Raw genomic sequence first — 21,744 nt, 5'->3', positions numbered from 1 at the left:
TATATATCAATCATGCAAAAAAATAAATAAAAATAATTTTCGACAGAAGGAATTTACTTTTGCATGTCGAATCCTTATTCTGGTAAGAAGAGAAGCAATGAATAAACCTATCCAATTACCTGAAGGAGGAAGTAGGCAGTGCAGAAAATCGAAGTGTTGTTGGCAGATGATAATCGTGAATTTACGAATTTGCTCGCGGAATACATTTCGGAGCAAGACGATATGGTCGTCTCGGGAATCGCCTATAACGGGGAAGAAGTACTGGAGATGATCGATCAAGCAGCAAGAGTTCCCGATGTCTTGATCCTTGACATTATTATGCCTCATCTGGACGGACTCGGTGTGCTTGAGCGCATTCGCGACCTGAACCTGACCCCTCAGCCTAAAATCATCATGCTGACCGCCTTTGGTCAAGAGAACATCACGCAGCGTGCCGTTCAGCTTGGAGCTTCTTACTACATCTTGAAACCATTTGACATGGAAGTGTTGGCGAATCGGATTCGTCAGCTCGTGGGTGTCCAAACCTTGAGCAACAGCGCACCTTCTACTTCGTTTGCCAAATCGAATGTGGTGCCTTTGGGCAAAGGGAAGAACCTCGATGCGAACATCACATCGATCATACATGAAATCGGAGTTCCGGCGCATATTAAAGGGTATCAATATCTGCGCGAAGCGATCACAATGGTGTATAACAACATCGAAATTTTAGGCGCTATTACGAAAACGCTGTATCCAGCAATCGCGGAGAAATTTAAAACGACGCCATCCCGCGTAGAGCGTGCAATTCGTCATGCGATTGAAGTCGCTTGGACCCGTGGCAATATCGACTCCATCAGCCATCTTTTTGGTTATACGATCAATATCTCCAAATCCAAGCCGACCAATAGTGAATTCATCGCCATGGTAGCGGATAAGCTGCGGATCGAGCATAAGGTGTCTTGAAAGTCTGAGGACACGAATAGTGATAACGACGGGAGAACATAAGCCGTTGGTCGTTCACTTATGCAGCGATCCAGAAAGGTTCAATGAAAGGCGGTCCCTCTCGGTGTATACCGGGATGCGGCCGTTTTTTATTTTGCCTAAGACGAAAATCCGCACTTGTTGATTGACAATATAGGACCTTTAGGATTATTCTGTATATGAGCATATGTTCATATACAGTTATTTCGAGAGGGGAACGACCAAGTGGATAAAAAATTACACGTTGATCTGAGCCCGGATACACTGGAGAAGGTTTCTACGATATTCAAAGCATTATCTGATCCGACCCGAATCAAAATTCTTCATTTGCTGTCGGAAGAAGAATGTTCCGTGACGCATATGTCGGAGGTGTTGAATTTGTCGCAGTCGGCGGTGTCCCACCAACTCAGTTTGCTGCGAAATTTGCGGCTGGTCAAGTTCCGGCGAGAGGCCAATACGGTGTACTACAGTTGTGACGACGAGCATGTGATTTCACTCTTGAAACAGGCGATTCAACACGCTTGTTGCGAATAGGAGGGAGATTCATGGGACATCATCACGCTCATCATCATCACGGCCATGACCATAGCCATGCCGGCCATTTCCACGATCATCATGCGGCGCGTTCTGGAAACAAGAAGGGGCTGTGGATCGCTTTATTGATCACGGCTTCGATCGCTGTTCTTGAATTTTGCGGCGGTTTGATTACCGACAGCCTTGCTTTATTGTCTGATTCCGGTCATATGTTAAGCGATGCCAGCTCGCTGCTGCTTAGCCTGATTGCCTTTTGGTTTGCCGCTCGACCTGCTTCTAAGCGAAATACGTACGGATACCACCGTATGGAGATCCTGGCGGCTCTGCTGAATGGGGGAGCCCTGTTTGTGATCGCCGGGTTTATCTTTTGGGAAGCTTACGGGCGATTGCTTGATCCGCCAACCGTGTCCAGCAATACGATGATCGTGATTGCAGTGATCGGTTTATTTGCGAATTTAGCTAGCGCAGCGGTATTGCTGAAGAAAGGCGACGTCAAAGGCAACTTAAACCTGAAAAGCGCTTATCTGCATGTACTTGGAGATGCTTTGGGTTCGGTTGGCGCTATTCTCGCGGGAATCGTGATGTCGTTGTTTGGCTGGTATATTTTTGACCCGATTATCAGTGTTCTGGTCGCTTTGTTAATTCTTCGCAGTGCCTGGAGCGTCATCAGCCAATCGGTGCACATATTGATGGAAGGCTCGCCCGCATCGATCGATCAAAGTCAGGTGAAGCAGTGTCTGGAAGGGATTCCTGGGGTTGTGGAAGTCCATGATTTGCATATTTGGACCATCACTTCGGGGATGGATGCGTTAAGCTGTCACTTAACAATAGAGGATGGCAGTCAAAGCCAAGCCGTGTTACAGGAAGCAATTACTGCCTTGGAGAAGACGTTCCACATCGGTCATACCACCATTCAGGTGGAAACCTCGCACATCCAGCATCGGGAGCTTATGGTATAATGCCATCAGGAGAAAGGATGAGCATTAATATGACGAACGATCTTGAGCCGGCAGCTTACCGGGAATTGCTGGAGGGCACGAATTTGGAAGAAAATCAACGGCAGGCCCTTCTGGAACTAATCCAACGTTACGAACAGCTTCTTGCAGAGAACGCTAGGTTACGCAAGGCATTGCTTCGTGCAAATGCCCATCAAGGTTCGCGGATGTCGACCAAACTGAAGGAAGCGTTATATGAATAAGCTAAAAAACCTCTTTACGCTGAAGACAAAGCGAAAGAGGTTTTTTCATATGATCCGAGGAGTTTAGTCGTTCTGTACCACAGCGGGTTCTGGTTCTTTTGCAGCGGCTTGGGCGGCTTCGTCTTTTTTGCGAAATCTGGGACCTAGGTAATTCCGCTTGCGATCCCGGAAGAAGATCCACCCGCCCAAAAATCCGGCGCCGGCTGCAAACAGAACAACGCCTAGCCCGAAGTTTATCCAGTCAAATGTGACTCGGGTTAACGAATCGTCGCCGTGTGCTGACATATAATCAAATAAGGTGTCTTTGATTTTTATAAATCCGATCATCGCTGCAATGCCGGGAATCACCAGCAAAATAATCGCAATAAACCGGGAGAACTTGAGCCTCATGCGCTAGATCTTCCTTTCCCTCTCGAAATGGCTATGTATTGTTAAAAATATCATACCTTTTTCCTGAGGGGATGTCTATTTACGGCTTTGATTTGTAATAACGGAAAAACAAGGTAAAATAGGGGAAAGTGACTGAATTGATAGAATGGGTGGAGATGAATTATGGCAATTACTTGTGATGTAGCGGTGCTTGGCGGAGGGACTGGCGGATATATCGCAGCCATTCGCGCGGCACAGTTGGGGAAAGACGTTGTCATTATTGAGCGGGACAAGCTGGGGGGAACCTGTCTGCATCGCGGATGTATCCCAAGCAAAGCGCTGCTACGCAGTGCGGAGCTCTACGCGCAAATGAAGGACAGTGCAAGTTACGGCATCGAGACAAGCGGTGTGACGCTCGTATTCCCGAAAGTGCAGGAACGAAAGCAAAGCATCGTGGATCAACTGCATAAAGGGGTCCAATATTTGATGCGTAAACATAAAATCCGCGTGATTGAAGGAAATGGGCGAGTGATCGGGCCGTCGATTTTCTCTCCCAAAAGCGGAGCCGTTGCCGTGGAGCTTCCGGATGGTGAAATGGAGACGGTCGTGCCTACGAACTTGATCATCGCCACAGGCTCACGGCCGCGAATGCTGCCAGGGCTTGAGCCGGACGGGAATTATATTCTTAGCAGCGATGAAGCGCTGCAGCTATCCGAACTTCCCGGCTCGATGCTGATTGTGGGAGGCGGCGTCATCGGGGTTGAATGGGCCTCCCTGCTAAATGATTTTGGCGTGCAGGTGACCGTGGTAGAAGCCGCGAATCAGCTGCTGCCGGCAGAAGATGAGGATATCGCCCGTGAATTACAGAAGCAGTTGCAACGGCGCGGCGTTCAAGTCATCACAGGGGTTACGGTTGATCCGAGTTCTTTAGAAGTTGGTCATAACCGGGTGCAAATCTCCGCAAAACGAGGGGACGAATCGATCCGGCTCGAAGCGGACAAGCTGCTGGTATCCATCGGACGCCAGGCCAACGTGGAGAATATTGGGCTCGAAAATACCGACATCGGGTTAGAACGCGGCTTCATTCGGGTAAATGAATATATGCAAACCACGGAACCGCATATTTACGCCATCGGCGATTGCATCGGCGGGCTTCAGCTCGCACATGCCGCCAGCCATGAAGGGTTAACTGCCGTCCATCATTTGGCCGGGGAAGCCTCGCATGGTTATCAAGAAAGCCAAGTTCCGCGCTGCGTGTACACCCGTCCTGAAGTCGCATCGGTTGGAATCACCGCCAAGGAAGCGAAGGCTAAAGGGCTGGAGGTTAAAGTTGGCAAAGTTCCGTTCTCGGCGATTGGTAAGGCGCTGGTGCATGGCGAAACGGAAGGATTTGTGAAAATGGTGGCCGATGCCCGCACCAATGATATTCTCGGCGTACAGATGATCGGGCCGCATGTGACGGAGCTGATCAGCCAAGCGGCACTGGCCCAGGTGCTGGATGCGACGCCTTGGGAAGTTGGACAAGTCACCTTTGCCCATCCGACGCTGGCAGAAATTATCGGGGAAGCAGCGCTGGCCGTGGACGGGAACTCCTTAAACGCTTGAGGTAACGGGCAAAATGATGAATATTTTCCTTTTCGCTGCAAAACGATTATAATAAACTTATTCCAAGTCTTAGTACCTGGTGTTAAGATTAAGGTATGTAACGCCCCAATCAAAGGAGGTAACTCCCATGAATGCCAAAAGTGTAGTTCAAACCGAGCCAAAACATAAGCAACTCGGACTAACAGATGCAGAAGTCATTGAGATGTACAGATATATGGTGACCGCACGCAAATTCGATGAGCGTAACCTATTGCTGCAGCGGGCCGGGAAAATTAATTTCCACGTTTCCGGGATCGGTCAAGAAACCACGCAGGTTGCTGCGGCGTTTGCGCTTGATCGTGAGCGCGACTATTTCCTGCCTTACTACCGGGACTACGGCTTTGTACTGGCCGTGGGCATGTCGCTTACGGAATTAATGCTCTCAGCCTTTGCCAAAGCGGATGATCCGAACAGCGGCGGCCGTCAGATGCCAGGACATTTCGGCAGCAAACGGCTGCGTATCGTGACCGGCTCCAGTCCGGTAACCACGCAGGTGCCCCATGCCGTAGGCGTTGCCTTGGCGGCCAAAATGCAGAAGAAAGACATTGTTTCTTATGTCACGTTTGGGGAAGGCTCCAGCAATCAGGGGGATTTTCACGAAGGGTTAAACTTTGCCGGTGTTCAGAAGCTGCCGGTCATCTTCTTGTGTGAGAATAACCAATATGCCATTTCTGTGCCGGTGAAGAAGCAGTTGGGCGGTCGCGTGGTGGATCGGGCTCAAGGGTATGGCTTCCCTGGGGTTCGTGTCGATGGCAATGATGCGCTGGAGGTGTACCGAGTTGTGAAGGAAGCGCGGGAACGCGCGATTCGCGGCGAAGGGCCTACACTGATTGAAGCGATGATGTACCGCCTGTCTCCGCACTCGACATCGGATAATGATCTGGCGTATCGGACGAAGGAAGAAGTAGAAGAGAACTGGAAAAAAGACGGTATCCCTAAAATGAAGTCGTACCTGATCGAAACCGGCATTTGGAGCGAGGAGCAGGACGAAGCGCTGTTGCGGGATATCCAACAACAGCTGAAGGAAGCGGTGGAAGCGGCTGACAATGCGCCGTTCCCACGGCCGGAAGACACGCTGCTGCATGTCTATGCCAGCGAAGGGGAGGAGCAGTAATCATGCCGGTGATGGAATATATCGACGCGATTCGTCTGGCCATGAAGGAAGAAATGGAGCGGGACGAAAGCGTGTTTGTTCTGGGGGAAGACGTCGGCGTTAAGGGCGGCGTGTTCACCACAACGAAAGGGCTGCAGGAGCAGTTCGGTGAAATGCGCGTCATCGATACGCCGCTGGCGGAATCGGCCATTGCCGGTGTTGCGATTGGTGCAGCGATGTATGGTCTGAAGCCGATCGCAGAAATGCAATATTCGGACTTTATGCTGCCGGCGACGAACCAGATTATTAACGAAGCGGCGAAAATTCGCTATCGTTCCAACAACGACTGGAATTGCCCGGTTGTGGTCCGCGCTCCAATCGGCGGCGGGATTTTTGGCGGGTTGTACCATTCCCAATGTCCGGAATCGATTTTCTTCGGTACCCCGGGGCTGAAGATCGTTGCCCCTTATTCCGCTTATGATGCCAAAGGCTTGCTGAAGGCAGCGATCCGCGACCCCGATCCGGTGTTGTTCTTTGAGAATAAGAAATGTTATAAGCTCATCAAGGAAGAGGTGCCGGAGGACGATTATATCGTTCCGATCGGCAAAGCGAAGGTGCTGCGGGAAGGCGATGACATTACGGTTATAAGCTACAGCTTGCCGCTGCATTTTGCGATGCAGGCTGCGGAAGAGCTGGCGGCAGAGCAAGGGATCCGCTCCCACATTCTTGATTTGCGCACGCTGCAGCCTCTGGACCGCGAAGCTATTATTGAGGCTGCCCGCAAGACAGGCAAGGTCCTAATTATCCATGAGGATAATAAAACCGGCGGTATTGGTGCAGAAGTATCGGCGATTATTTCTGAAGAGTGCTTGTTCGAGTTGGATGCTCCGATTGCAAGACTGTGCGGACCGGACGTTCCGGCGATGCCGATTAGCCCTCCGATGGAGAAGTTCTTTATGCTTAGCAAAGATAAGGTCAAAGAAGCGATGCTTCAATTGGCGCTTTATTGATTGGGAGTGAGGATACGAATGTCATCCAATAAAACATTGATAGACGTGCAATTACCCCAGCTCGCCGAATCGCTTGTCTCGGCGACGATCGGGAAATGGCTGAAGAAGCCGGGGGATCCCGTTGAACAATACGAGCCGATCCTTGAGGTTATTACGGACAAAGTAAATGCGGAAATCCCTTCGACGGTCGACGGTGTAATGGGCGAGCTGCTAGCAGAAGAAGGGCAAGAGGTTCAGGTTGGTGCCGTGATCTGTCGGATCGAGACGGCGAACGCGGCTGCTGATGCGCCAGCCGGCGACTCAGCGGTGAATGAAGCCGCCCGTTCTGCTGCCGGCGCGGCAAGTGCGGGGGAACAGCCCGATCAGTCGCAGCGCCACCGGTATTCGCCGGCCGTGCAGACGTTAGCTGCCCAACACGGGATTGATCTGCGGCAAATTACGGGCACGGGGCTTGGCGGACGGATTACGCGGAAGGATGTGCTGGCTTACATCGAGCAAGGCGGCCGCGGCAGTGTTGCTGCGCCACCAGCACCGGCAGCAACGACGGCTGCTGCACCGTCCGTGCCGCTGCAGTCAGCGCCAACAGCGTCTTCAGCTACACCGGTGTCGCAGCGCGTGATCCCGGCCGTGATCAACGATGCTCCGGGTCCAGTGCGTCATTCCGGCTTGCACTTGACGGAGAACCCGCCGATCCCAACCATCGAGGTGGAAGGGGGCGACCGTTCCGAGTATTTTATCGACGTAACCCCGATCCGCAACACGATCGCAACCCGGATGCGCCAAAGTGTGTCGGAAATTCCACACGGCTGGATGATGATCGAGGTCGACGTGACCAACCTGGTCCAGCTGCGTAACAAGATCAAGCAGGAGTTTATGCAGAAGGAAGGCGTCAATCTGACGTACCTGGCTTTCCTGCTGAAGGCGGTTGTAGGAGCCATCAAGGATTATCCGATCATGAACTCGGTATGGGCTGTGGACAAGATCATCGTCAAACGCGATATCAATATCTCCCTTGCCGTTGGGACCGAGGATTCGGTACTGACGCCGGTCATCAAGAAGGCCGATCAGAAAAATATCGCAGGTCTGGCACGGGAAATCGAGGAGCTGGCAACGAAGGTCCGCTCCGGCAAGTTGAAGCTGGAAGACATGCAGGGCGGCACGTTTACGGTGAACAATACCGGTTCCTTTGGTTCCATTTTGACGCAACCGATTATCAATTACCCGCAAGCCGCGATTCTGACGTTTGAGTCGATCGTGAAGCGGCCGGTTGTGATCAACGATATGATTGCCGTCCGTTCGATGGCTAATCTGTGCCTGTCCTTGGACCACCGGATTTTGGACGGCGTAATTTGCGGCCGCTTTATGCAGCGGGTGAAGGAAAATATGGAAAGCTACAATTTGGACACGCAGGTATATTGAACGTAACATAAGAATCGAGGCGACAATGCGATGAACGAAGGCTTGACAGTACGCTATTATCCGATGATGGAATATGGGGAAGCCTGGGATTTGCAGAAACGGCTCATTAAAGAGATGGATGCACAGCAGCAGGGAGAACACCTGCTGCTGTTGCAGCATCCGCCGACCTATACGATAGGCTCCCAAAACCATCCTGAACATTTGCTCCTAAGCCCTGAGCAACTGCAGGAGCGGGGCATTGCTGTGTTTGAAATCGATCGCGGGGGAGATATTACATACCATGGTCCCGGGCAGCTAGTTGGCTATCCGCTGCTTCGGTTAGAGGCCGGGCGCGGGCTGGATTTGCACGGGTATTTGCGCCAGCTGGAGCAGGTGATTATCGATTATTTGGCCGAGTTTGGCATCGAAGGCTCACGTAAACCGGAATATACCGGAGTGTGGGTTGGTGACGTGAAAATTTGTGCAATTGGCGTCAAGTTCAACAAATGCAGGCATCATCGAGGTTTTATTACGAGCCACGGCTTTGCTTTTAATGTGAAGTCTGGTATTCAAGAGGAAGGCTTTCGCGGAATAATACCTTGCGGGATTCAAGAATACGGGGTGACCTCGCTCGAAGACGTGACTGGCCGCTCATTTACGGTTGAGCAAGTCGCAAGGGAGATCGTTCCGAAGTTTAACGCGATATTTGGGCGTTCGGGGGCTTGGGTCGAGGCTTAAGCAGCCCCCAAAGCGGGTTGGTTAGCGAATGAAGAAGGGTTCTAGGAAAGCGATCAGCGTTGAAGCCAGCATGGCAAACAACATCAAATATACGACGATTCTCATTGTATTTTTGCGCATCATGGTAACTCCTTTGACTTAAACGTATATTATTCTCACTCTTATTATCGTATCGAAGAAAGCGAGGAAAGTCCAATGATTAACGAGGAACGCCTCATCGGACAATTTCTGGAGCTGGTGCAGGTGGACAGCGAAACGAAACACGAGCGCCAAATAGCCGATGTGTTAAAACAGAAATTCAGTGAATTGGGACTGGACGTTGTAGAGGACAGTTCGGCGGCAGAGACGGGACATGGCGCCGGGAACCTGATCGCTACGCTGAAAGCTAGTGAAGGCGTGTCCGTGGAACCCTTCCTGTTCACCTGCCACATGGATACCGTTACTCCGGGCAAAGGGATTAAACCGATTGTTGGGGAGGACGGATGGATTCGCAGCGACGGCACGACGATCCTTGGAGCGGACGACAAAGCGGGTGTAGCGGTGCTGCTGGAGCTGATTCAAGTTCTTCAGGAGAAGCAAATTCCACACGGACAAATCCAGTTTGTCATCTCGGCTGGCGAGGAATCGAGCCTGCGCGGGGCACGGGCGCTGGAGGCACAGTATGTTAATGCGAAGTTCGGGTTCGCGATCGACACCGGCGGTGAAGTAGGCACGATTTGCATCGGCGCTCCCACACAGGCGCGAGTAGAAATCGAGATTTACGGCAAAGCGGCTCATGCCGGTGTCAATCCGGAAGACGGCATCAGCGCAATTCAGGTCGCGGGCAAGGCGTTGGCACGTATGAAGCTCGGGCGTATTGACGCAGAGACAACCGCTAACATCGGCAAGTTTGAAGGCGGCGGTGCGACGAACATCGTACCGGATCACGTCATCTTATATGGCGAAGCACGCAGCATGTCCCAAGAGAAGGTCGACAAGCAGCTTCAGGACATGAAGGAAGCGATGGAATCCGCATGCCGCGACTTTGGAGCCAAGGGAGAATTCCGCAGCGAGGTGCTGTATCGGGCATTCCGGATCCCGGAGGAAGCCCCTGTGCTGCGGATCGCCAAGCAAGCGGCGGCTGCGCTCGGGCTTGCGGGAACGACGTTTACGACCGGCGGCGGCAGCGACGCGAATGTCTTTAATAGCCTGGGGATTCCAACGGTGAATTTGGCGATCGGCTATGAGGACATCCATACGACCAGCGAAAGAATCAAGAAGGACGATCTCGTAAAAACAGCGCAGTTTGCGCTGGAGATCGTACGCCAATCGGTATCCTCCTCTTGATCCCTTAAAGAATGTCAGAATGCCCGGTGCGACCAATGCGCACCGGGTTTTATTTTGTATATTCTCTACCATTAATTCACATTAATGCAGCCGAGTAGACGATTTGGCCGGGAAGTGACGAACCTGCGTAGTACTCCACTTGGTATGCCAGCCTGAAGCTTGAATCAAGTTCAGAGCTTGGTGGAAGTCGTCTAAATATTTGCATATTTTCTCCTGCTCTGATTTTGGCGGGTGATACAGTTGGATTCGTCGCTCGAGATTGGTGATCGCCAGTTGCAAGTAACAGGAGGCTGCACCGAAACGAGCTGCTGCGAAATCGGGATTCTGCTCAGCAAGTGCTTCAAAGATGGGAGCGGCTTCTTCGTAATTTCTCTCATCATAACAAATCTCTGCCCAAATCAGACTTAGCTCCAAGAAGGGGGGAGTGGGCTCGCGAAGCAACCGAGGTTCGATCTGCAGCAGCCGTTCTTTGGCTAGTGCGACATAACCTTCTTTATATAAAGACTGGATCAGCTCGCTAAGCAAATAGTTGTCCATCTGCCCCGCTAGCTGTTCAGCAACGTCAATCCGACCTGTGGATACGGCATTCTGGATCATTTCTACGAGTTTTCCCATATTTTTAGGCTGTCCGGTAGGACTGCGCATTTTCACCCCCTCCTTTTATTAACCGATTTTCCCTTAACTGAATAACTATTTTGATAGGAATGAATCAAATCCGTGATTTTTACGTCACGTCCTGATTCTTTTCTCCATTGGGACAGCAGAAGGCGAATCTGCCAAGCTTTACCCTGAGCGCGTACACGGTCTTCCGTAAAATAGCTTTTCATAAGGGGGCTCCTTTCCGAACGGTTTGGTATAATAACACCATATGTCTCGTGTGGACAAGTTATGTATGATTGGAACGGTTGATGACACGATTAAGGGAGGAACAAGAAATGGCGGCTAACGATAAATTAAAGGAAACCACGGTTTCCACAGAGTCGATCTTCCAGGGGAGAGTGATCTCCTTGCAATTGGATACTGTCAAACTGCCGGACGGCACGACGGCAACCCGTGAAATTGTGAAGCATCCGGGTGCGGTTGCTGTGCTGGCGGTGCATGAGGGACGCTTGTTGCTGGTGGACCAATATCGCCAAGCGATGGGCCGATGTGAATTAGAGATTCCGGCGGGTAAATTGGAGCCAGGCGAAGATCCTGCGGAGGCAGCGGTCCGTGAGCTGCAGGAGGAGACCGGGTATCGCTGCGATAAATTGATTCATTTGCACTCCTTCTACACTTCGCCGGGGTTCGCAGATGAAATCATTCATCTCTACTTGGCCGAGCAGTTGAGTGCGGGAGAGATGTCGCTGGATGCGGACGAATTCCTTGAAGTTCAGGAAGTGACGCTGGAGGAGGCGCTTGACCTCATTTCGGAGGGGCGGATTGCGGATGCCAAAACGATTCTGGCAGTGTATATCTGGCAGCTGAAGGTTGTGCGCGAACAGGCAGGGGCAAGATTATGATCTCAAGTTCCACGACCACCTCGGCCGAGCTTACGACCGTATTCGCCGATTTGCATATTCACATCGGACGAACCGGGCGGGGGGAGCCGGTGAAGATCAGCGGCAGCCGTGATCTGACCTTTGCCGGGATCGCCAAGGAGGCTGCAAAGCGCAAAGGGATCGGACTGGTTGGAATCATTGACTGTCATGCCCCAGGGGTGCAAGAGGATATCGACCGGTGCCTGGAGCAGGGGGAAATGCAGGAGCTGAAGGAGGGCGGCATCGCCTATCAAGGGACGACGATTCTGCTGGGATGTGAACTGGAAATCCGAGAACCGGGGATGGGGCCGGCGCATTTGCTTGCTTTTTTCCCACACCTGGAGACGATTCGCGGCTTTACTGAATGGCTGAAAGCAAGAATGAAAAATGTGGGGTTAAGCTCGCAGCGCGTGTACGCTCCGGCGGTTACGCTGCAGGAAGAGGTGTATGCCCGCGGCGGTATGATCATTCCGGCCCATATTTTCACGCCGCATCGCAGCATTTACGGAAGCTGCGCTCCTCGAATGTCAGATGTGCTGGATCTCTCCCTGATCAGCGCGGTGGAGCTGGGGCTCAGCGCGGATACGGAGATGGCCGGATTGATCAGTGAGCTTGATCCTTTTCCGATTTTAACCAATTCCGACGCACATTCGCTGGGCAAAATCGGTCGGGAGTATAATGAACTGCGCTTGAAGGAAGCGAGTTATCATGAATTCGTGAAGGCTCTTCGGCGTGAAGAGGGGCGGTTGGTGGCCGGCAACTACGGACTAAATCCGCGTCTTGGCAAATATCATCGAACATACTGCAGCAACTGTAACTATATCATCGATGAGGCCGAAGCTAATGTAGAACGATGTCCCTATTGCGGCAGCCCGAAACTGGTGCGAGGCGTGCTGGACCGCATTCGCTCGATCGCCGATCGCGCGGAACCCAGTGTACCGCGGTATCGTCCGACGTATCATTACCAAGTTCCCCTGGAGTTTATCCCGGGCCTGGGACCGGCAAAATTAGAGCTGCTGCTGGACAGGTTCGGCACGGAGATGAACATTTTGCATCACGTGCCAGAGGAGGAACTGGCTGAGGCGGTGGGAACGGATCTGGCCCAGCTTATTGGCATGGCCCGCAGCGGCAGGCTCGAACTTAGTGCAGGCGGCGGGGGAATATACGGCAAAGTGAAAAAATCTTAATCTAGCGGCGGCGGTCTCGACATGCGGAAGGCATAAGCAGGCAGGCTAGTTCATAGGGATAAGATAAGACCTTATCGAACAAGCTAGGAGGCAAAATTCGATGCTGCACCCAATTCGCCATGCGTTTAAAGATCAAACGCCGCTATATGTTTTTGTTTCCGTGCTGTTTTTAATGGGCGTCGTATTCGGTGCGCTCATGGTCAACGCATTAACATTGGAACAACAACAGGATATCTCCCGATTTTTAGGTGATTTCTTTCTATCGATCAACGAAGGCGGGTCCGAATTTCAACCGATGACGTTCTGGCAAGTAGCCGGGTTACATCTAAAATGGCTAGGTCTGATCTGGCTGTTGGGATTATCCGTAATTGGGCTTCCGGGGATCTTGATTCTCGATTTTCTAAAAGGGGTATTAATTGGCTTCACCGTCGGCTATTTGGTTGGCCAATATACATGGAAGGGGCTGCTGTTTGCCCTCGTTTCCGTAGCGCCGCATAATCTGATTGTGATTCCAGCCCTGCTGATCGCCAGCGTCGCAGCGGTGAGCTTCTCGCTCAACATCATTCGCTCGCGTGTGTTGATGAGCCGTCCCGGCCAGGCTACCCGGCCTTTCCTGTCGTATACAGGGCTGACGTTGGCCATGGCAGTGGCGCTGCTTGCCATCTCCTCGTTCGAGACATGGGTGACGCCGGTGATGATGAGTTGGGTGACGCCGTTGATTGCATGAGTTTGTGCCTGTGTAGAAAAATACATCCCCCGCACCTGGCTGCTGGCCTGGACGGGGGATATTCGTTTTTTCTAGCACGTTCTACTAATTTTAAAACATCCTGGTGATAAGGATTCCCTCAGATTTTGCAATCTACCAAAATGTTTGACTTTGTTGAATATCTCCCCCTATAATGAAAGAAGTGGTCATGAACTTATTGGATGTGCGGCAAGGCTGGGGGAGGGATAACATGGAAGCAAAGATCGAAAAAATCAAACAGCAGTTACAATCCCACGGTTACAAATTGACGCCCCAGCGGGAAGCCACGGTACGCGTTTTGCTCGAAAATGAAGATGATCATCTGAGTGCGGAAGATGTTTTCATGCTCGTCAAAGACAAGGCACCGGAGATCGGCCTGGCCACGGTCTATCGAACATTGGAATTGCTCAGCGAGCTTCACGTTGTGGAGAAGATCAACTTCGGCGACGGTGTAGCCCGGTACGACTTGCGTACCGATACGACTAAACATCATCACCACCATTTGATCTGTGTTCAGTGTGGGGCAATGGATGAAATTCGCGAGGATTGGCTTGGACCGCTCGAGGAACGCTTGGAGAAGGAATTCAATTTTACGGTGCTCGATCACCGGTTGGATTTTCAAGGCATTTGTTACCGATGCAAGGACAAGAACAACGATTCGCCTGGAACAGACAATAAGAAATAACTTCGTTAAGCCGAGCTCTTTACGGCCCTGCCGTAGGGAGCTTTTTACGTTGCCTTGCACGAGGGAACGCCGCGTAAGCCGCATCATCTATGAAGTCATTTCCGCATACTCCCTAGTCTCTCTCTATATACTTAATACATAGGGTGTCCTAGCAGACAAGCAGGCGCCCCACAAATGATAGAGAGGATGGGGTTCATGGTCATCTCGCTTCGAAAATGGCTCAGAACAGGGAAATATTTGATCCTGTTTGTTGCTCTTGCGTATACTTTTTATAAGGCGTTAGGACTGCTGGACGATGTTCTCTTTCGTGAGGACAAGTACCGCGTACCCGAAGGCTCTGCGGTGAAAGTATTTTATGAAGGCGTACCCGGAAATAACATGATGGAGAACATGACGGAGCGGCTGAAGTTATTTTTCTGGTATGGAGAGTAGTTCATTAGCTGGACAGCAGGGAAATTTCGCAAGAGTGTGGAAATAGTAATCAAGGCGGATGGCTGAGGATATTGCATTTGATAACCAGGAAAGGAGGCGCAGCGCATGGAAAGGGATGCGGCCTCTTTTATTTCGTTTTTGGCCGGGCAACGGGCATTAAGTGAAGCAACGCGGGAGTCCTATGCGCGGGATCTCAAGCAGTACATAAGCTATTTGCAATCGAAGCAGGTCAGCGATTACCGCCAAGTGACTCGTGCGGGCATCTTGCTCTATTTCGCTTACTTGAAAGATCTCGGCAAGGCGCCGGCAACGATTCAACGCGTATCTGTCACCCTTCGCGCTTTCTTTCGGTATTTACTGCAGGAACGGCGGATTGACCAGGATCCCTTCATCATGTTGGAGGTGCCCAAAGTCGAAAAAAAACCGCCGCAAACCCTCACCGTAGAGGAAACCGAACGGCTGCTGGAGGCCCCAAAGCCCGACACACCATTAGGCTTAAGGGACAAGGCGATGCTTGAGCTGCTCTATGCAACCGGCATCCGCGTTTCCGAGCTGATCGCGCTCAACCAGAACGATGTGAACCTGGAGCTTCACTTTCTTAGGTGCACCGGGGATCGAGGGAAGGAACGCATTCTTCCGTTTGGAGAAGTCACCGCGGAATGGCTTGATATGTATTTAAGGGAAGGACGCAGCCGTCTGATTTTGGAGGATAAGGAGAACCCGGCTCTTTTTCCGAATCGTCGGGGCGGGCGGATTAGCCGGCAAGGTTTCTGGAAGATAATGAAGAAATATGGCCAGGAAGCCGGGATCACGGCCGATATTACGCCGCATACCTTGCGTCATTCCTTCGCCGTCCATCTATTGGAGCGGGGAGCGGACGTGAGGTCGGTCCAGGAGCTGCTCGGGCATTCCGATGCCTCCACAATTCAAATGTATGTAAGTCGTTCAAGGTCCAATCTGAAGACGGTTTACGACGCCTTTCATCCGCGGGCCATGCGGGAGGCGAAAGCGCCGGAAGCCGTTCATGAAGGGGAACCGAAGGATCATTAGAATGGTTTCCCTTCTGGGAAGGGATAACTAAAGCTGCATAGATTAAAGGAGTGATAGAAGATGGAAAACGGAAATCGTTTTAGAAAAATGACCGTCATCGTCCTCGACAGCGTGGGGATCGGTGAACTGCCGGACGCCAAAAAATTTGGTGACGAAGGTGCACATACCTTGGGGCATATTTTGCAAACCGTACCCGGTACGAAGCTGCCGAACTTGCAAAAATTAGGACTTGGCAATATCGCAGCGCTGCCGAATCTGGATCCGGTGGACGAGCCGCTCGCTTACTTCGGGAAAATGGCAGAGATCTCTGCGGGCAAAGATACAATGACCGGCCACTGGGAATTGATGGGCCTGAAGATTGAAACGCCGTTCCAAACGTATCCGAATGGCTTCCCGCGCGATTTGATCGCTCGCTTCGAGCAGGAAACGGGACGTAAAATTATTGGCAACAAGCCAGCCTCCGGTACGGAAATTTTGGTGGAGCTCGGCGAAGAGCATATGAAAACCGGAAGCTGGATCGTCTACACTTCGGCGGACAGCGTATTTCAAATTGCAGCCCATGAAGAGATCATTCCGCTGCCAGAGCTGTACCGGGCTTGCGAAATCGCTCGTCGGCTGACGCTGGAGCCGGAGCATTCCGTTGGGCGCGTTATCGCCCGTCCGTTTGTTGGTCAACCAGGAAACTTCCAACGTACGCCAAACCGCCACGATTATGCGGTGAAACCGCCGGAACCAACCGTACTCAACGCGTTGAAAAATGCCGGCAAGGAAGTGGTGGCCATCGGGAAGATCGGCGATATTTTCTCCGGGGAAGGAATTACTGCTTCGTATCCAACGAAGAGCAACCAGCACGGAATTGAAGAAACGCTGCAGCGGATCGGCCAGGACTTCACCGGCATGCTGTTTACAAACCTGGTGGATTTCGACTCCTTGTACGGCCATCGCCGTGACCCGCAGGGCTACGCTCGTGCGCTGGAGGAGTTTGATGCGGCAGTACCAGATTTGCTGAAAAATGTAGGGGAGAACGACTTGCTGATCATTACGGCTGACCACGGGAACGACCCGATTCATGCCGGAACGGACCATACTCGCGAATATGTGCCATTGCTTGTTTATGGGCCAAGCTTGAAGAAGCCGGGCAGCCTGGGCATCCGTGCGACGTATGCCGACTTGGCCGCAACGATCGCCGACAATTTCGGGGTCCATGCCACCGAGCACGGAAAGAGCTTCTTACACGAACTCGTATAAGCGCAGAAGCTCAACTGTCATTTATAGCTTGTGAACCAGGAGGATTACGATATGACGACGACATTAAACATTGGAATGATCCGGGAAGCAGCAGATTATATCCGTTCCCGGTCGGGCCTTACGCCAAAGGTAGGATTAATCCTGGGCTCTGGATTAGGCGTACTGGCCGATCATATTGAAGAGCCCGTCAGCATCAACTACAGCGATATCCCGTTTTTCCCGCAGTCGACGGTTGAGGGACATGCAGGCGAGCTGTTGATCGGGACGGTACAGGGTACGCCGGTTGTGCTTATGAAAGGCCGCTTCCACATGTACGAAGGGTACGGGCCGGAGATGACGGCTTTCCCGGTACGGGTCATGAAGGAGCTGGGCGTCAAAACGCTGCTGGTCACGAATGCAGCTGGCGGGGTAAACACATCCTATGAGCCGGGAGATCTGATGCTGATCTCCGACCATTTGAATCTCACAGGCCGTAATCCGTTGGTAGGGCCAAACGACGAGGAGCTGGGGCCGCGCTTCCCGGACATGTCCCAAGCGTACAGCCGTCGTCTGCGCGAGATTGCACGGAAAGTCGCTGCCGACAAGGGAGTGCCTCTGCAAGAAGGCGTCTATGCCGGCTTGTTGGGCCCAACCTATGAGACGCCAGCGGAAATCCGCATGCTGCGGACGCTGGGTGCCGATGCCGTCGGGATGTCCACGGTTTCGGAAACGATCGTTGCCCGCCATGCTGGCATCGAGGTGCTAGGGATTTCCTGCATCAGCAACATGGCGGCAGGTATTTTGGACCAACCGTTGTCCCATCAGGAGGTTATGGAGACGACCGAGCGCGTGCGTGAGAAGTTTCTAAGCCTTGTGTTGTCCATTATCCCGGAGATTGGCGAAGCTTAAGAAGAACGGAGGCAAGGAGCGATGAGAGCGGTAGATCTGATCCGTAAAAAAAGGGACGGCCAGGAGCTGACGAGCGAAGAAATCGCCTTCTTGGTCAAAGGGTACAGCGAGGGGCAAATCCCCGATTACCAAATGTCCGCATGGGCGATGGCCGTTTATTATCAAGGGATGAGCGCCCGGGAGACGGCCGACCTGACGATGGCAATGGCCGGTTCCGGAGATACGATTGACCTTAGCTCCATCCGTGGCATTAAGGTCGATAAGCATTCAACGGGCGGAGTTGGCGATAAAACCACCGTCGTCTTAGGCCCGCTTGTGGCGGCCGCCGGCGTACCGGTTGCGAAGATGTCCGGCCGGGGGCTCGGGCATACCGGCGGGACGATCGACAAGCTGGAAGCGATCTCCGGATTCTCTGTGGAGCTTACGAAGGAGCAATTTTTCCGCCAGGTGAACGAAATCGGCCTTGCGGTCGTCGGCCAAAGCGGGAATATGACACCAGCCGACAAGAAGCTGTATGCGCTGCGGGATGTCACCGCGACGGTCGATTCCATCCCGCTGATCGCCAGCAGCGTCATGAGCAAGAAGATCGCTGCTGGTGCGGACGCCATCGTGCTGGACGTTAAGACCGGCAGCGGCGCGTTCATGAAGACGCTGGAGGACTCGATCCGTCTAGCCAAGGCCATGGTGGATATCGGCACGCAGGTCGGACGCCGCACGGTTGCCGTGATTAGTGACATGGACCAGCCGCTGGGCCATGCAATCGGCAACGCGCTGGAGATCAAGGAAGCCGTGGCAACGCTGCGCGGGGATGGACCGGCCGATCTCGAGGAGGTCTGCCTGATTCTGGCGTCCCATATGCTGATTCTCGGCGGCAAGGCATCAAGCGAGGAAGAGGCGAAGGCGATGCTAGCCGAGCAGATTAAGAGCGGTCAAGCGCTGGAAAAGCTGAAGCAAATGGTTGCGGCGCAGGGCGGTAACACGGAGCAAATCGGCCGCCCAGAGCTGCTGCCGGAAGCAGAGCTGAAGGTGGATGTGAAGGCAACTGCGGGCGGATATGTTGAATCGATTCAGGCCGAGGAGATTGGCCTCGCCGCCATGATGCTCGGAGCGGGCCGGGAGACGAAGGAATCCGTCATTGATCTGGCTGCCGGCGTAGAGCTGCGCAAGAAAATCGGCGATCCGGTTGAGGCAGGCGAAACGCTGGCGGTGCTGCATCTGAACCGCAGCCATGAGACGGGCCTCGCGGAGGCACAGCGGCGCATTCTTAACGCGTATGGCATTTCCAGTACGAAGGTGCCGCGTCGCCCGCTGGTGTTCGCACTGGTAACGCCAGACGGGATTAAGCGATTCTGAGCGAGGGACGCAGACGACGTAGTCATATTCATAAGATAACGGAATCATATGGCCTTATTTTGGCTAAACGACGGGGTGTGGACATACGCCTCAAATGATCAAAATAAGGCCATCAACTTCTCTTATTTTAGAGGATTGGGGCATTTAACCCAAAGAAATCAAACGCCTAAAAGGCGTTTTTTCTTTTTGCACAGGAATATTATTCCTCTTTCATGCCGATACTAGGTTAGCAGAATCCAGACTTATGTCTAGAAGGAGGATAAACCTTGAAAAGACGGATGTTGACCTGGTTTGCCGCGTTCGTATTGGCCGTATCGGTGTGGCCGACCTACACCAGTGCTAATCATGGCGGTCCGCATGACGGGGATGATGAAATCGCATTGGCGGAAAATGCGTTGTCCGCCGTCTTAATCGATGCCGATACCGGCACAGTAATTTACGAGAAGAAGAGTCATGAGAAGCTGCCACCTGCCAGCATCACCAAAATCATGACGATGTTGCTGACCATGGAGGCGATCGATAACGGCACGCTGAAGCTGACCGATAAGGTGACGACAAGCGAATATGCGGCATCGATGGGCGGCTCGCAGATCTTTCTGGAGCCGGGCGAAACGATGACTGTGGATGAGCTGTTGAAGGGCGTGGCTATGGCGTCTGGGAACGATGCGTCCGTGGCGCTTGCCGAGAAGATCGCCGGCTCGGAAAAAGCCTTCGTCAAAATGATGAACGAGCGAGCGCAGCAGCTGGGACTCAAGGATACGCATTTTGCGAACTGCAACGGCTTGCCGGTGGCGGACCATTATAGCTCAGCTTACGATATCGCCATTATGAGCCGGGAGCTGCTGAAGCATGAGGAGATTACGAAGTATACCGGGGCGTATCAGGATTATTTGCGCCAAGGCACCGAGAAGCCGTTCTGGCTCGTGAATACGAACAAACTCGTGCGCTTCTACAGCGGGGCAGACGGCCTGAAAACCGGCTATACCTCGGAAGCGAAGTTCTGCCTGGCCGCTACCGCAAAACGTGACGGACTTCGCCTGATCGCTGTAGTGCTGGGCGAGCCGAATACTAAAACGCGGAACAGCGAAGTCTCGGCGATGTTCGATTACGCCTTCTCGCAATACGCGTTGCTGCCGATTTATCAAGCCGGGGAAACGATTGGCAAGGTGAAGGTGCAGAAGGGGATGAGCGCCCAGTTGGAGCTGACCGCCGCCAAACCGCTGAATGTACTGGTCAAAAAGGGTGTGAAGCAAGACAGCATCACGCATAAGTTGATCGCACCAGAAAAGCTTGCAGCACCGATTAAAGCCGGTCAAACGATCGGCAAGCTGGTCGTCTATCAGGATGGCCGCACGTTGACAGAGTTCGAGCTGACCGCCCCTGCGGACATTGATAAAGCGGGCTGGTGGACATTGTTCAAGCGAACCGCGGCACACTTGTTTTTTGTAGATTCATAGGGCTTTTCTTCTAGTTTTGTCAGGCGGCAGGAATCCGGCCTGAGGTCGTAGAATTGTTGTGTTCATGTCTAGGGAGGAGAGTGAACAGGCGTGAATTTGCATGTGGAAATGGTAAGACACCGCGAGACATTAATTGTACGCTTGAGCGGGGAATTGGATCATCATACGGCGGACAACGTCCGCATGCGGATGGATGAAGAAATCGCCCGCGGGAACTGCCGCAATCTGGTGTTAAGCCTCAAAGAGCTGCAGTTTATGGATAGCTCCGGCATCGGCGTCATCCTCGGAAGATATAAGCTGATCAAGCAAAAGGGCGGGAAGATGGTCGTATGTGACGTCAACCCGCCGGTATATCGACTGCTGGAAATGTCGGGATTGTTTAAAATTATGTCCATCTTCGAAAACGAGGATCTGGCGCTGACGGAACTGGAGGTGGCCCTGTGAGTACCAACGCGAATCAAGCCGGGAATTTCATGAAACTTCAATTTGCCGCGAAGTCCGAAAATGAATCGTTTGCCCGGGTGACCGTCGCTGCCTTCGTTTCTCAGCTGGATCCTACGATGGATGAAATCACCGACTTGAAGACGGTGGTTTCGGAAGCGGTCACCAATTCCATCATCCACGGATATGACGGGAACCCGGAAGGGATTGTCACCATCTCTGCTTCCATTGAGGGCGATACGGTGACCTTGATCATCGAGGATCAAGGCCGAGGTATTGAGGATGTGGAATTGGCGAAGCAGCCGCTTTATACGTCGAAGCCGGAACTGGAGCGCTCGGGGATGGGCTTTACGATTATGGAAAATTTTATGGATGAATTCGATGTGACCAGCGAGATTGGCGGGGGCACGCGCATTCGGATGAAGAAGAGGATTGTATCCAAGAAAGCTTTATACAATTAGGGGTTGG

25 protein-coding genes are annotated in these 21,744 nt (G+C 52.5%); 22 read left to right on the top strand and 3 right to left on the bottom strand.

Features of this window, described 5'->3' with window-relative positions; translation table 11 throughout:
- Positions 1-138 precede the first annotated feature (138 nt).
- From spo0A to PBA01S_RS00380, 4 genes are all read left to right on the top strand, one after another.
- Positions 139-942, top strand: coding sequence for a sporulation transcription factor Spo0A (spo0A, locus tag PBA01S_RS00395; RefSeq protein ID WP_009225798.1), 804 nt, complete (start codon positions 139-141; stop codon positions 940-942).
- 243 nt (positions 943-1,185) lie between these two features.
- Positions 1,186-1,494 carry an ArsR/SmtB family transcription factor gene (locus tag PBA01S_RS00390; protein WP_016311720.1) on the top strand — a complete coding sequence of 103 codons (309 nt, stop codon included), beginning with the start codon at positions 1,186-1,188 and terminating at the stop codon, positions 1,492-1,494.
- An 11-nt stretch (positions 1,495-1,505) separates the two neighbouring features.
- Positions 1,506-2,453 carry a cation diffusion facilitator family transporter gene (locus PBA01S_RS00385; RefSeq protein WP_085169686.1) on the top strand — a complete coding sequence of 316 codons (948 nt, stop codon included), beginning with the start codon at positions 1,506-1,508 and terminating at the stop codon, positions 2,451-2,453.
- A gap of 29 nt (positions 2,454-2,482) precedes the next feature.
- Positions 2,483-2,692 (top strand): hypothetical protein, encoded by a 210-nt coding sequence (locus PBA01S_RS00380; protein ID WP_085169710.1) that lies wholly within the window; start codon positions 2,483-2,485, stop codon positions 2,690-2,692.
- A 63-nt stretch (positions 2,693-2,755) separates the two neighbouring features.
- On the opposite strand, the gene PBA01S_RS00375 is transcribed toward PBA01S_RS00380, so the two are convergent.
- Positions 2,756-3,082 carry a DUF2627 domain-containing protein gene (locus PBA01S_RS00375; protein ID WP_127575075.1) on the bottom strand — a complete coding sequence of 109 codons (327 nt, stop codon included), beginning with the start codon at positions 3,080-3,082 and terminating at the stop codon, positions 2,756-2,758.
- 162 nt (positions 3,083-3,244) lie between these two features.
- Here PBA01S_RS00375 and lpdA point away from each other — a divergent pair, with 162 nt between their 5' ends.
- The 5 genes from lpdA (at position 3,245) to lipB (ending at position 8,944) form a co-directional block, all read left to right on the top strand.
- A complete protein-coding gene (lpdA, locus tag PBA01S_RS00370; protein WP_028538364.1) occupies positions 3,245-4,666 on the top strand; it encodes a dihydrolipoyl dehydrogenase in 1,422 nt (473 codons plus the stop codon).
- A 127-nt stretch (positions 4,667-4,793) separates the two neighbouring features.
- On the top strand, positions 4,794-5,819 hold the full coding sequence (locus PBA01S_RS00365) for a thiamine pyrophosphate-dependent dehydrogenase E1 component subunit alpha (RefSeq protein WP_028538363.1): 1,026 nt from the start codon (positions 4,794-4,796) through the stop codon (positions 5,817-5,819).
- Between the two features lie 2 nt (positions 5,820-5,821).
- Entirely contained in the window at positions 5,822-6,808 is a 987-nt protein-coding gene (locus PBA01S_RS00360) for an alpha-ketoacid dehydrogenase subunit beta (protein ID WP_085278501.1), read from the top strand.
- An 18-nt stretch (positions 6,809-6,826) separates the two neighbouring features.
- Positions 6,827-8,227 carry a dihydrolipoamide acetyltransferase family protein gene (locus tag PBA01S_RS00355; protein WP_085169684.1) on the top strand — a complete coding sequence of 467 codons (1,401 nt, stop codon included), beginning with the start codon at positions 6,827-6,829 and terminating at the stop codon, positions 8,225-8,227.
- A 30-nt stretch (positions 8,228-8,257) separates the two neighbouring features.
- Positions 8,258-8,944 carry a lipoyl(octanoyl) transferase LipB gene (gene lipB / locus PBA01S_RS00350; RefSeq protein ID WP_028538361.1) on the top strand — a complete coding sequence of 229 codons (687 nt, stop codon included), beginning with the start codon at positions 8,258-8,260 and terminating at the stop codon, positions 8,942-8,944.
- Between the two features lie 21 nt (positions 8,945-8,965).
- Here lipB and prli42 read toward each other — a convergent pair whose 3' ends face one another.
- Positions 8,966-9,064 carry a stressosome-associated protein Prli42 gene (gene prli42, locus PBA01S_RS00345; protein WP_127575074.1) on the bottom strand — a complete coding sequence of 33 codons (99 nt, stop codon included), beginning with the start codon at positions 9,062-9,064 and terminating at the stop codon, positions 8,966-8,968.
- Between the two features lie 75 nt (positions 9,065-9,139).
- Here prli42 and PBA01S_RS00340 point away from each other — a divergent pair, with 75 nt between their 5' ends.
- Positions 9,140-10,270, top strand: a complete 1,131-nt coding sequence (locus PBA01S_RS00340) for a M20/M25/M40 family metallo-hydrolase (RefSeq protein ID WP_127575073.1) — start codon at positions 9,140-9,142, stop codon at positions 10,268-10,270.
- Between the two features lie 81 nt (positions 10,271-10,351).
- Here PBA01S_RS00340 and PBA01S_RS00335 read toward each other — a convergent pair whose 3' ends face one another.
- Positions 10,352-10,915, bottom strand: a complete 564-nt coding sequence (locus PBA01S_RS00335) for a tetratricopeptide repeat protein (RefSeq protein WP_127575072.1) — start codon at positions 10,913-10,915, stop codon at positions 10,352-10,354.
- A 290-nt stretch (positions 10,916-11,205) separates the two neighbouring features.
- Between PBA01S_RS00335 and PBA01S_RS00325 the strand changes: the two genes are divergently transcribed.
- The 12 genes from PBA01S_RS00325 (at position 11,206) to spoIIAB (ending at position 21,737) form a co-directional block, all read left to right on the top strand.
- On the top strand, positions 11,206-11,772 hold the full coding sequence (locus PBA01S_RS00325; protein WP_127575070.1) for an NUDIX domain-containing protein: 567 nt from the start codon (positions 11,206-11,208) through the stop codon (positions 11,770-11,772).
- Positions 11,769-12,977 (top strand): endonuclease Q family protein, encoded by a 1,209-nt coding sequence (locus PBA01S_RS00320; protein ID WP_127575069.1) that lies wholly within the window; start codon positions 11,769-11,771, stop codon positions 12,975-12,977. The genes PBA01S_RS00325 and PBA01S_RS00320 overlap by 4 nt, the downstream gene beginning before the upstream one ends.
- Positions 12,978-13,077: 100 nt before the next feature.
- Positions 13,078-13,704 carry a stage II sporulation protein M gene (gene spoIIM, locus PBA01S_RS00315; protein ID WP_127575068.1) on the top strand — a complete coding sequence of 209 codons (627 nt, stop codon included), beginning with the start codon at positions 13,078-13,080 and terminating at the stop codon, positions 13,702-13,704.
- A 229-nt stretch (positions 13,705-13,933) separates the two neighbouring features.
- Positions 13,934-14,407: a ferric iron uptake transcriptional regulator gene (gene fur, locus PBA01S_RS00310; RefSeq protein ID WP_009225814.1), complete on the top strand. Its 474-nt coding sequence runs from the start codon at positions 13,934-13,936 to the stop codon at positions 14,405-14,407.
- A gap of 174 nt (positions 14,408-14,581) precedes the next feature.
- Positions 14,582-14,839 (top strand): DUF4227 family protein, encoded by a 258-nt coding sequence (locus PBA01S_RS00305; protein WP_016311736.1) that lies wholly within the window; start codon positions 14,582-14,584, stop codon positions 14,837-14,839.
- A 105-nt stretch (positions 14,840-14,944) separates the two neighbouring features.
- Complete coding sequence (gene xerD / locus PBA01S_RS00300) at positions 14,945-15,889, top strand: site-specific tyrosine recombinase XerD (RefSeq protein ID WP_036699632.1); 945 nt, start codon at positions 14,945-14,947, stop codon at positions 15,887-15,889.
- A 60-nt stretch (positions 15,890-15,949) separates the two neighbouring features.
- Positions 15,950-17,137 carry a phosphopentomutase gene (gene deoB / locus PBA01S_RS00295; protein WP_028538354.1) on the top strand — a complete coding sequence of 396 codons (1,188 nt, stop codon included), beginning with the start codon at positions 15,950-15,952 and terminating at the stop codon, positions 17,135-17,137.
- A 51-nt stretch (positions 17,138-17,188) separates the two neighbouring features.
- The gene (locus tag PBA01S_RS00290; protein ID WP_127575067.1) at positions 17,189-18,025 is read left to right on the top strand and encodes a purine-nucleoside phosphorylase; all 837 of its coding nucleotides are present in this window, start codon (positions 17,189-17,191) and stop codon (positions 18,023-18,025) included.
- 21 nt (positions 18,026-18,046) lie between these two features.
- Positions 18,047-19,378: a pyrimidine-nucleoside phosphorylase gene (locus PBA01S_RS00285; protein ID WP_028538352.1), complete on the top strand. Its 1,332-nt coding sequence runs from the start codon at positions 18,047-18,049 to the stop codon at positions 19,376-19,378.
- Positions 19,379-19,644: 266 nt separating this feature from the next.
- A complete protein-coding gene (locus tag PBA01S_RS00280; protein WP_009225820.1) occupies positions 19,645-20,835 on the top strand; it encodes a D-alanyl-D-alanine carboxypeptidase family protein in 1,191 nt (396 codons plus the stop codon).
- 90 nt (positions 20,836-20,925) lie between these two features.
- Entirely contained in the window at positions 20,926-21,279 is a 354-nt protein-coding gene (gene spoIIAA / locus PBA01S_RS00275) for an anti-sigma F factor antagonist (protein ID WP_009225821.1), read from the top strand.
- 29 nt (positions 21,280-21,308) lie between these two features.
- Positions 21,309-21,737 carry an anti-sigma F factor gene (gene spoIIAB / locus PBA01S_RS00270; RefSeq protein ID WP_036624713.1) on the top strand — a complete coding sequence of 143 codons (429 nt, stop codon included), beginning with the start codon at positions 21,309-21,311 and terminating at the stop codon, positions 21,735-21,737.
- Positions 21,738-21,744: the final 7 nt, after the last annotated feature.

Source organism: Paenibacillus barengoltzii NBRC 101215, assembly GCF_004000745.1.
Taxonomy (GTDB): domain Bacteria; phylum Bacillota; class Bacilli; order Paenibacillales; family Paenibacillaceae; genus Fontibacillus; species Fontibacillus barengoltzii.
The sequence above is the reverse complement of the archived record's forward strand: the minus strand, read 5'-3'. Positions and strand labels throughout refer to the sequence as shown.

Coding starts and splice junctions, on each gene's coding strand:
- lipB (WP_028538361.1), top strand. CDS start 8,258: ATGAACGAAGGCTTGACAGTACGCTATTATCCGATGATGGAATATGGG.
- PBA01S_RS00385 (WP_085169686.1), top strand. CDS start 1,506: ATGGGACATCATCACGCTCATCATCATCACGGCCATGACCATAGCCAT.
- PBA01S_RS00335 (WP_127575072.1), bottom strand. CDS start 10,915: ATGCGCAGTCCTACCGGACAGCCTAAAAATATGGGAAAACTCGTAGAA.
- spoIIAB (WP_036624713.1), top strand. CDS start 21,309: ATGAAACTTCAATTTGCCGCGAAGTCCGAAAATGAATCGTTTGCCCGG.
- PBA01S_RS00375 (WP_127575075.1), bottom strand. CDS start 3,082: ATGAGGCTCAAGTTCTCCCGGTTTATTGCGATTATTTTGCTGGTGATT.
- prli42 (WP_127575074.1), bottom strand. CDS start 9,064: ATGCGCAAAAATACAATGAGAATCGTCGTATATTTGATGTTGTTTGCC.
- PBA01S_RS00305 (WP_016311736.1), top strand. CDS start 14,582: ATGATAGAGAGGATGGGGTTCATGGTCATCTCGCTTCGAAAATGGCTC.
- fur (WP_009225814.1), top strand. CDS start 13,934: ATGGAAGCAAAGATCGAAAAAATCAAACAGCAGTTACAATCCCACGGT.
- deoB (WP_028538354.1), top strand. CDS start 15,950: ATGGAAAACGGAAATCGTTTTAGAAAAATGACCGTCATCGTCCTCGAC.
- PBA01S_RS00320 (WP_127575069.1), top strand. CDS start 11,769: ATGATCTCAAGTTCCACGACCACCTCGGCCGAGCTTACGACCGTATTC.
- PBA01S_RS00340 (WP_127575073.1), top strand. CDS start 9,140: ATGATTAACGAGGAACGCCTCATCGGACAATTTCTGGAGCTGGTGCAG.
- xerD (WP_036699632.1), top strand. CDS start 14,945: ATGGAAAGGGATGCGGCCTCTTTTATTTCGTTTTTGGCCGGGCAACGG.
- PBA01S_RS00365 (WP_028538363.1), top strand. CDS start 4,794: ATGAATGCCAAAAGTGTAGTTCAAACCGAGCCAAAACATAAGCAACTC.
- PBA01S_RS00360 (WP_085278501.1), top strand. CDS start 5,822: ATGCCGGTGATGGAATATATCGACGCGATTCGTCTGGCCATGAAGGAA.
- PBA01S_RS00325 (WP_127575070.1), top strand. CDS start 11,206: ATGGCGGCTAACGATAAATTAAAGGAAACCACGGTTTCCACAGAGTCG.
- PBA01S_RS00290 (WP_127575067.1), top strand. CDS start 17,189: ATGACGACGACATTAAACATTGGAATGATCCGGGAAGCAGCAGATTAT.
- lpdA (WP_028538364.1), top strand. CDS start 3,245: ATGGCAATTACTTGTGATGTAGCGGTGCTTGGCGGAGGGACTGGCGGA.
- PBA01S_RS00355 (WP_085169684.1), top strand. CDS start 6,827: ATGTCATCCAATAAAACATTGATAGACGTGCAATTACCCCAGCTCGCC.
- spoIIM (WP_127575068.1), top strand. CDS start 13,078: ATGCTGCACCCAATTCGCCATGCGTTTAAAGATCAAACGCCGCTATAT.
- PBA01S_RS00285 (WP_028538352.1), top strand. CDS start 18,047: ATGAGAGCGGTAGATCTGATCCGTAAAAAAAGGGACGGCCAGGAGCTG.
- PBA01S_RS00380 (WP_085169710.1), top strand. CDS start 2,483: ATGACGAACGATCTTGAGCCGGCAGCTTACCGGGAATTGCTGGAGGGC.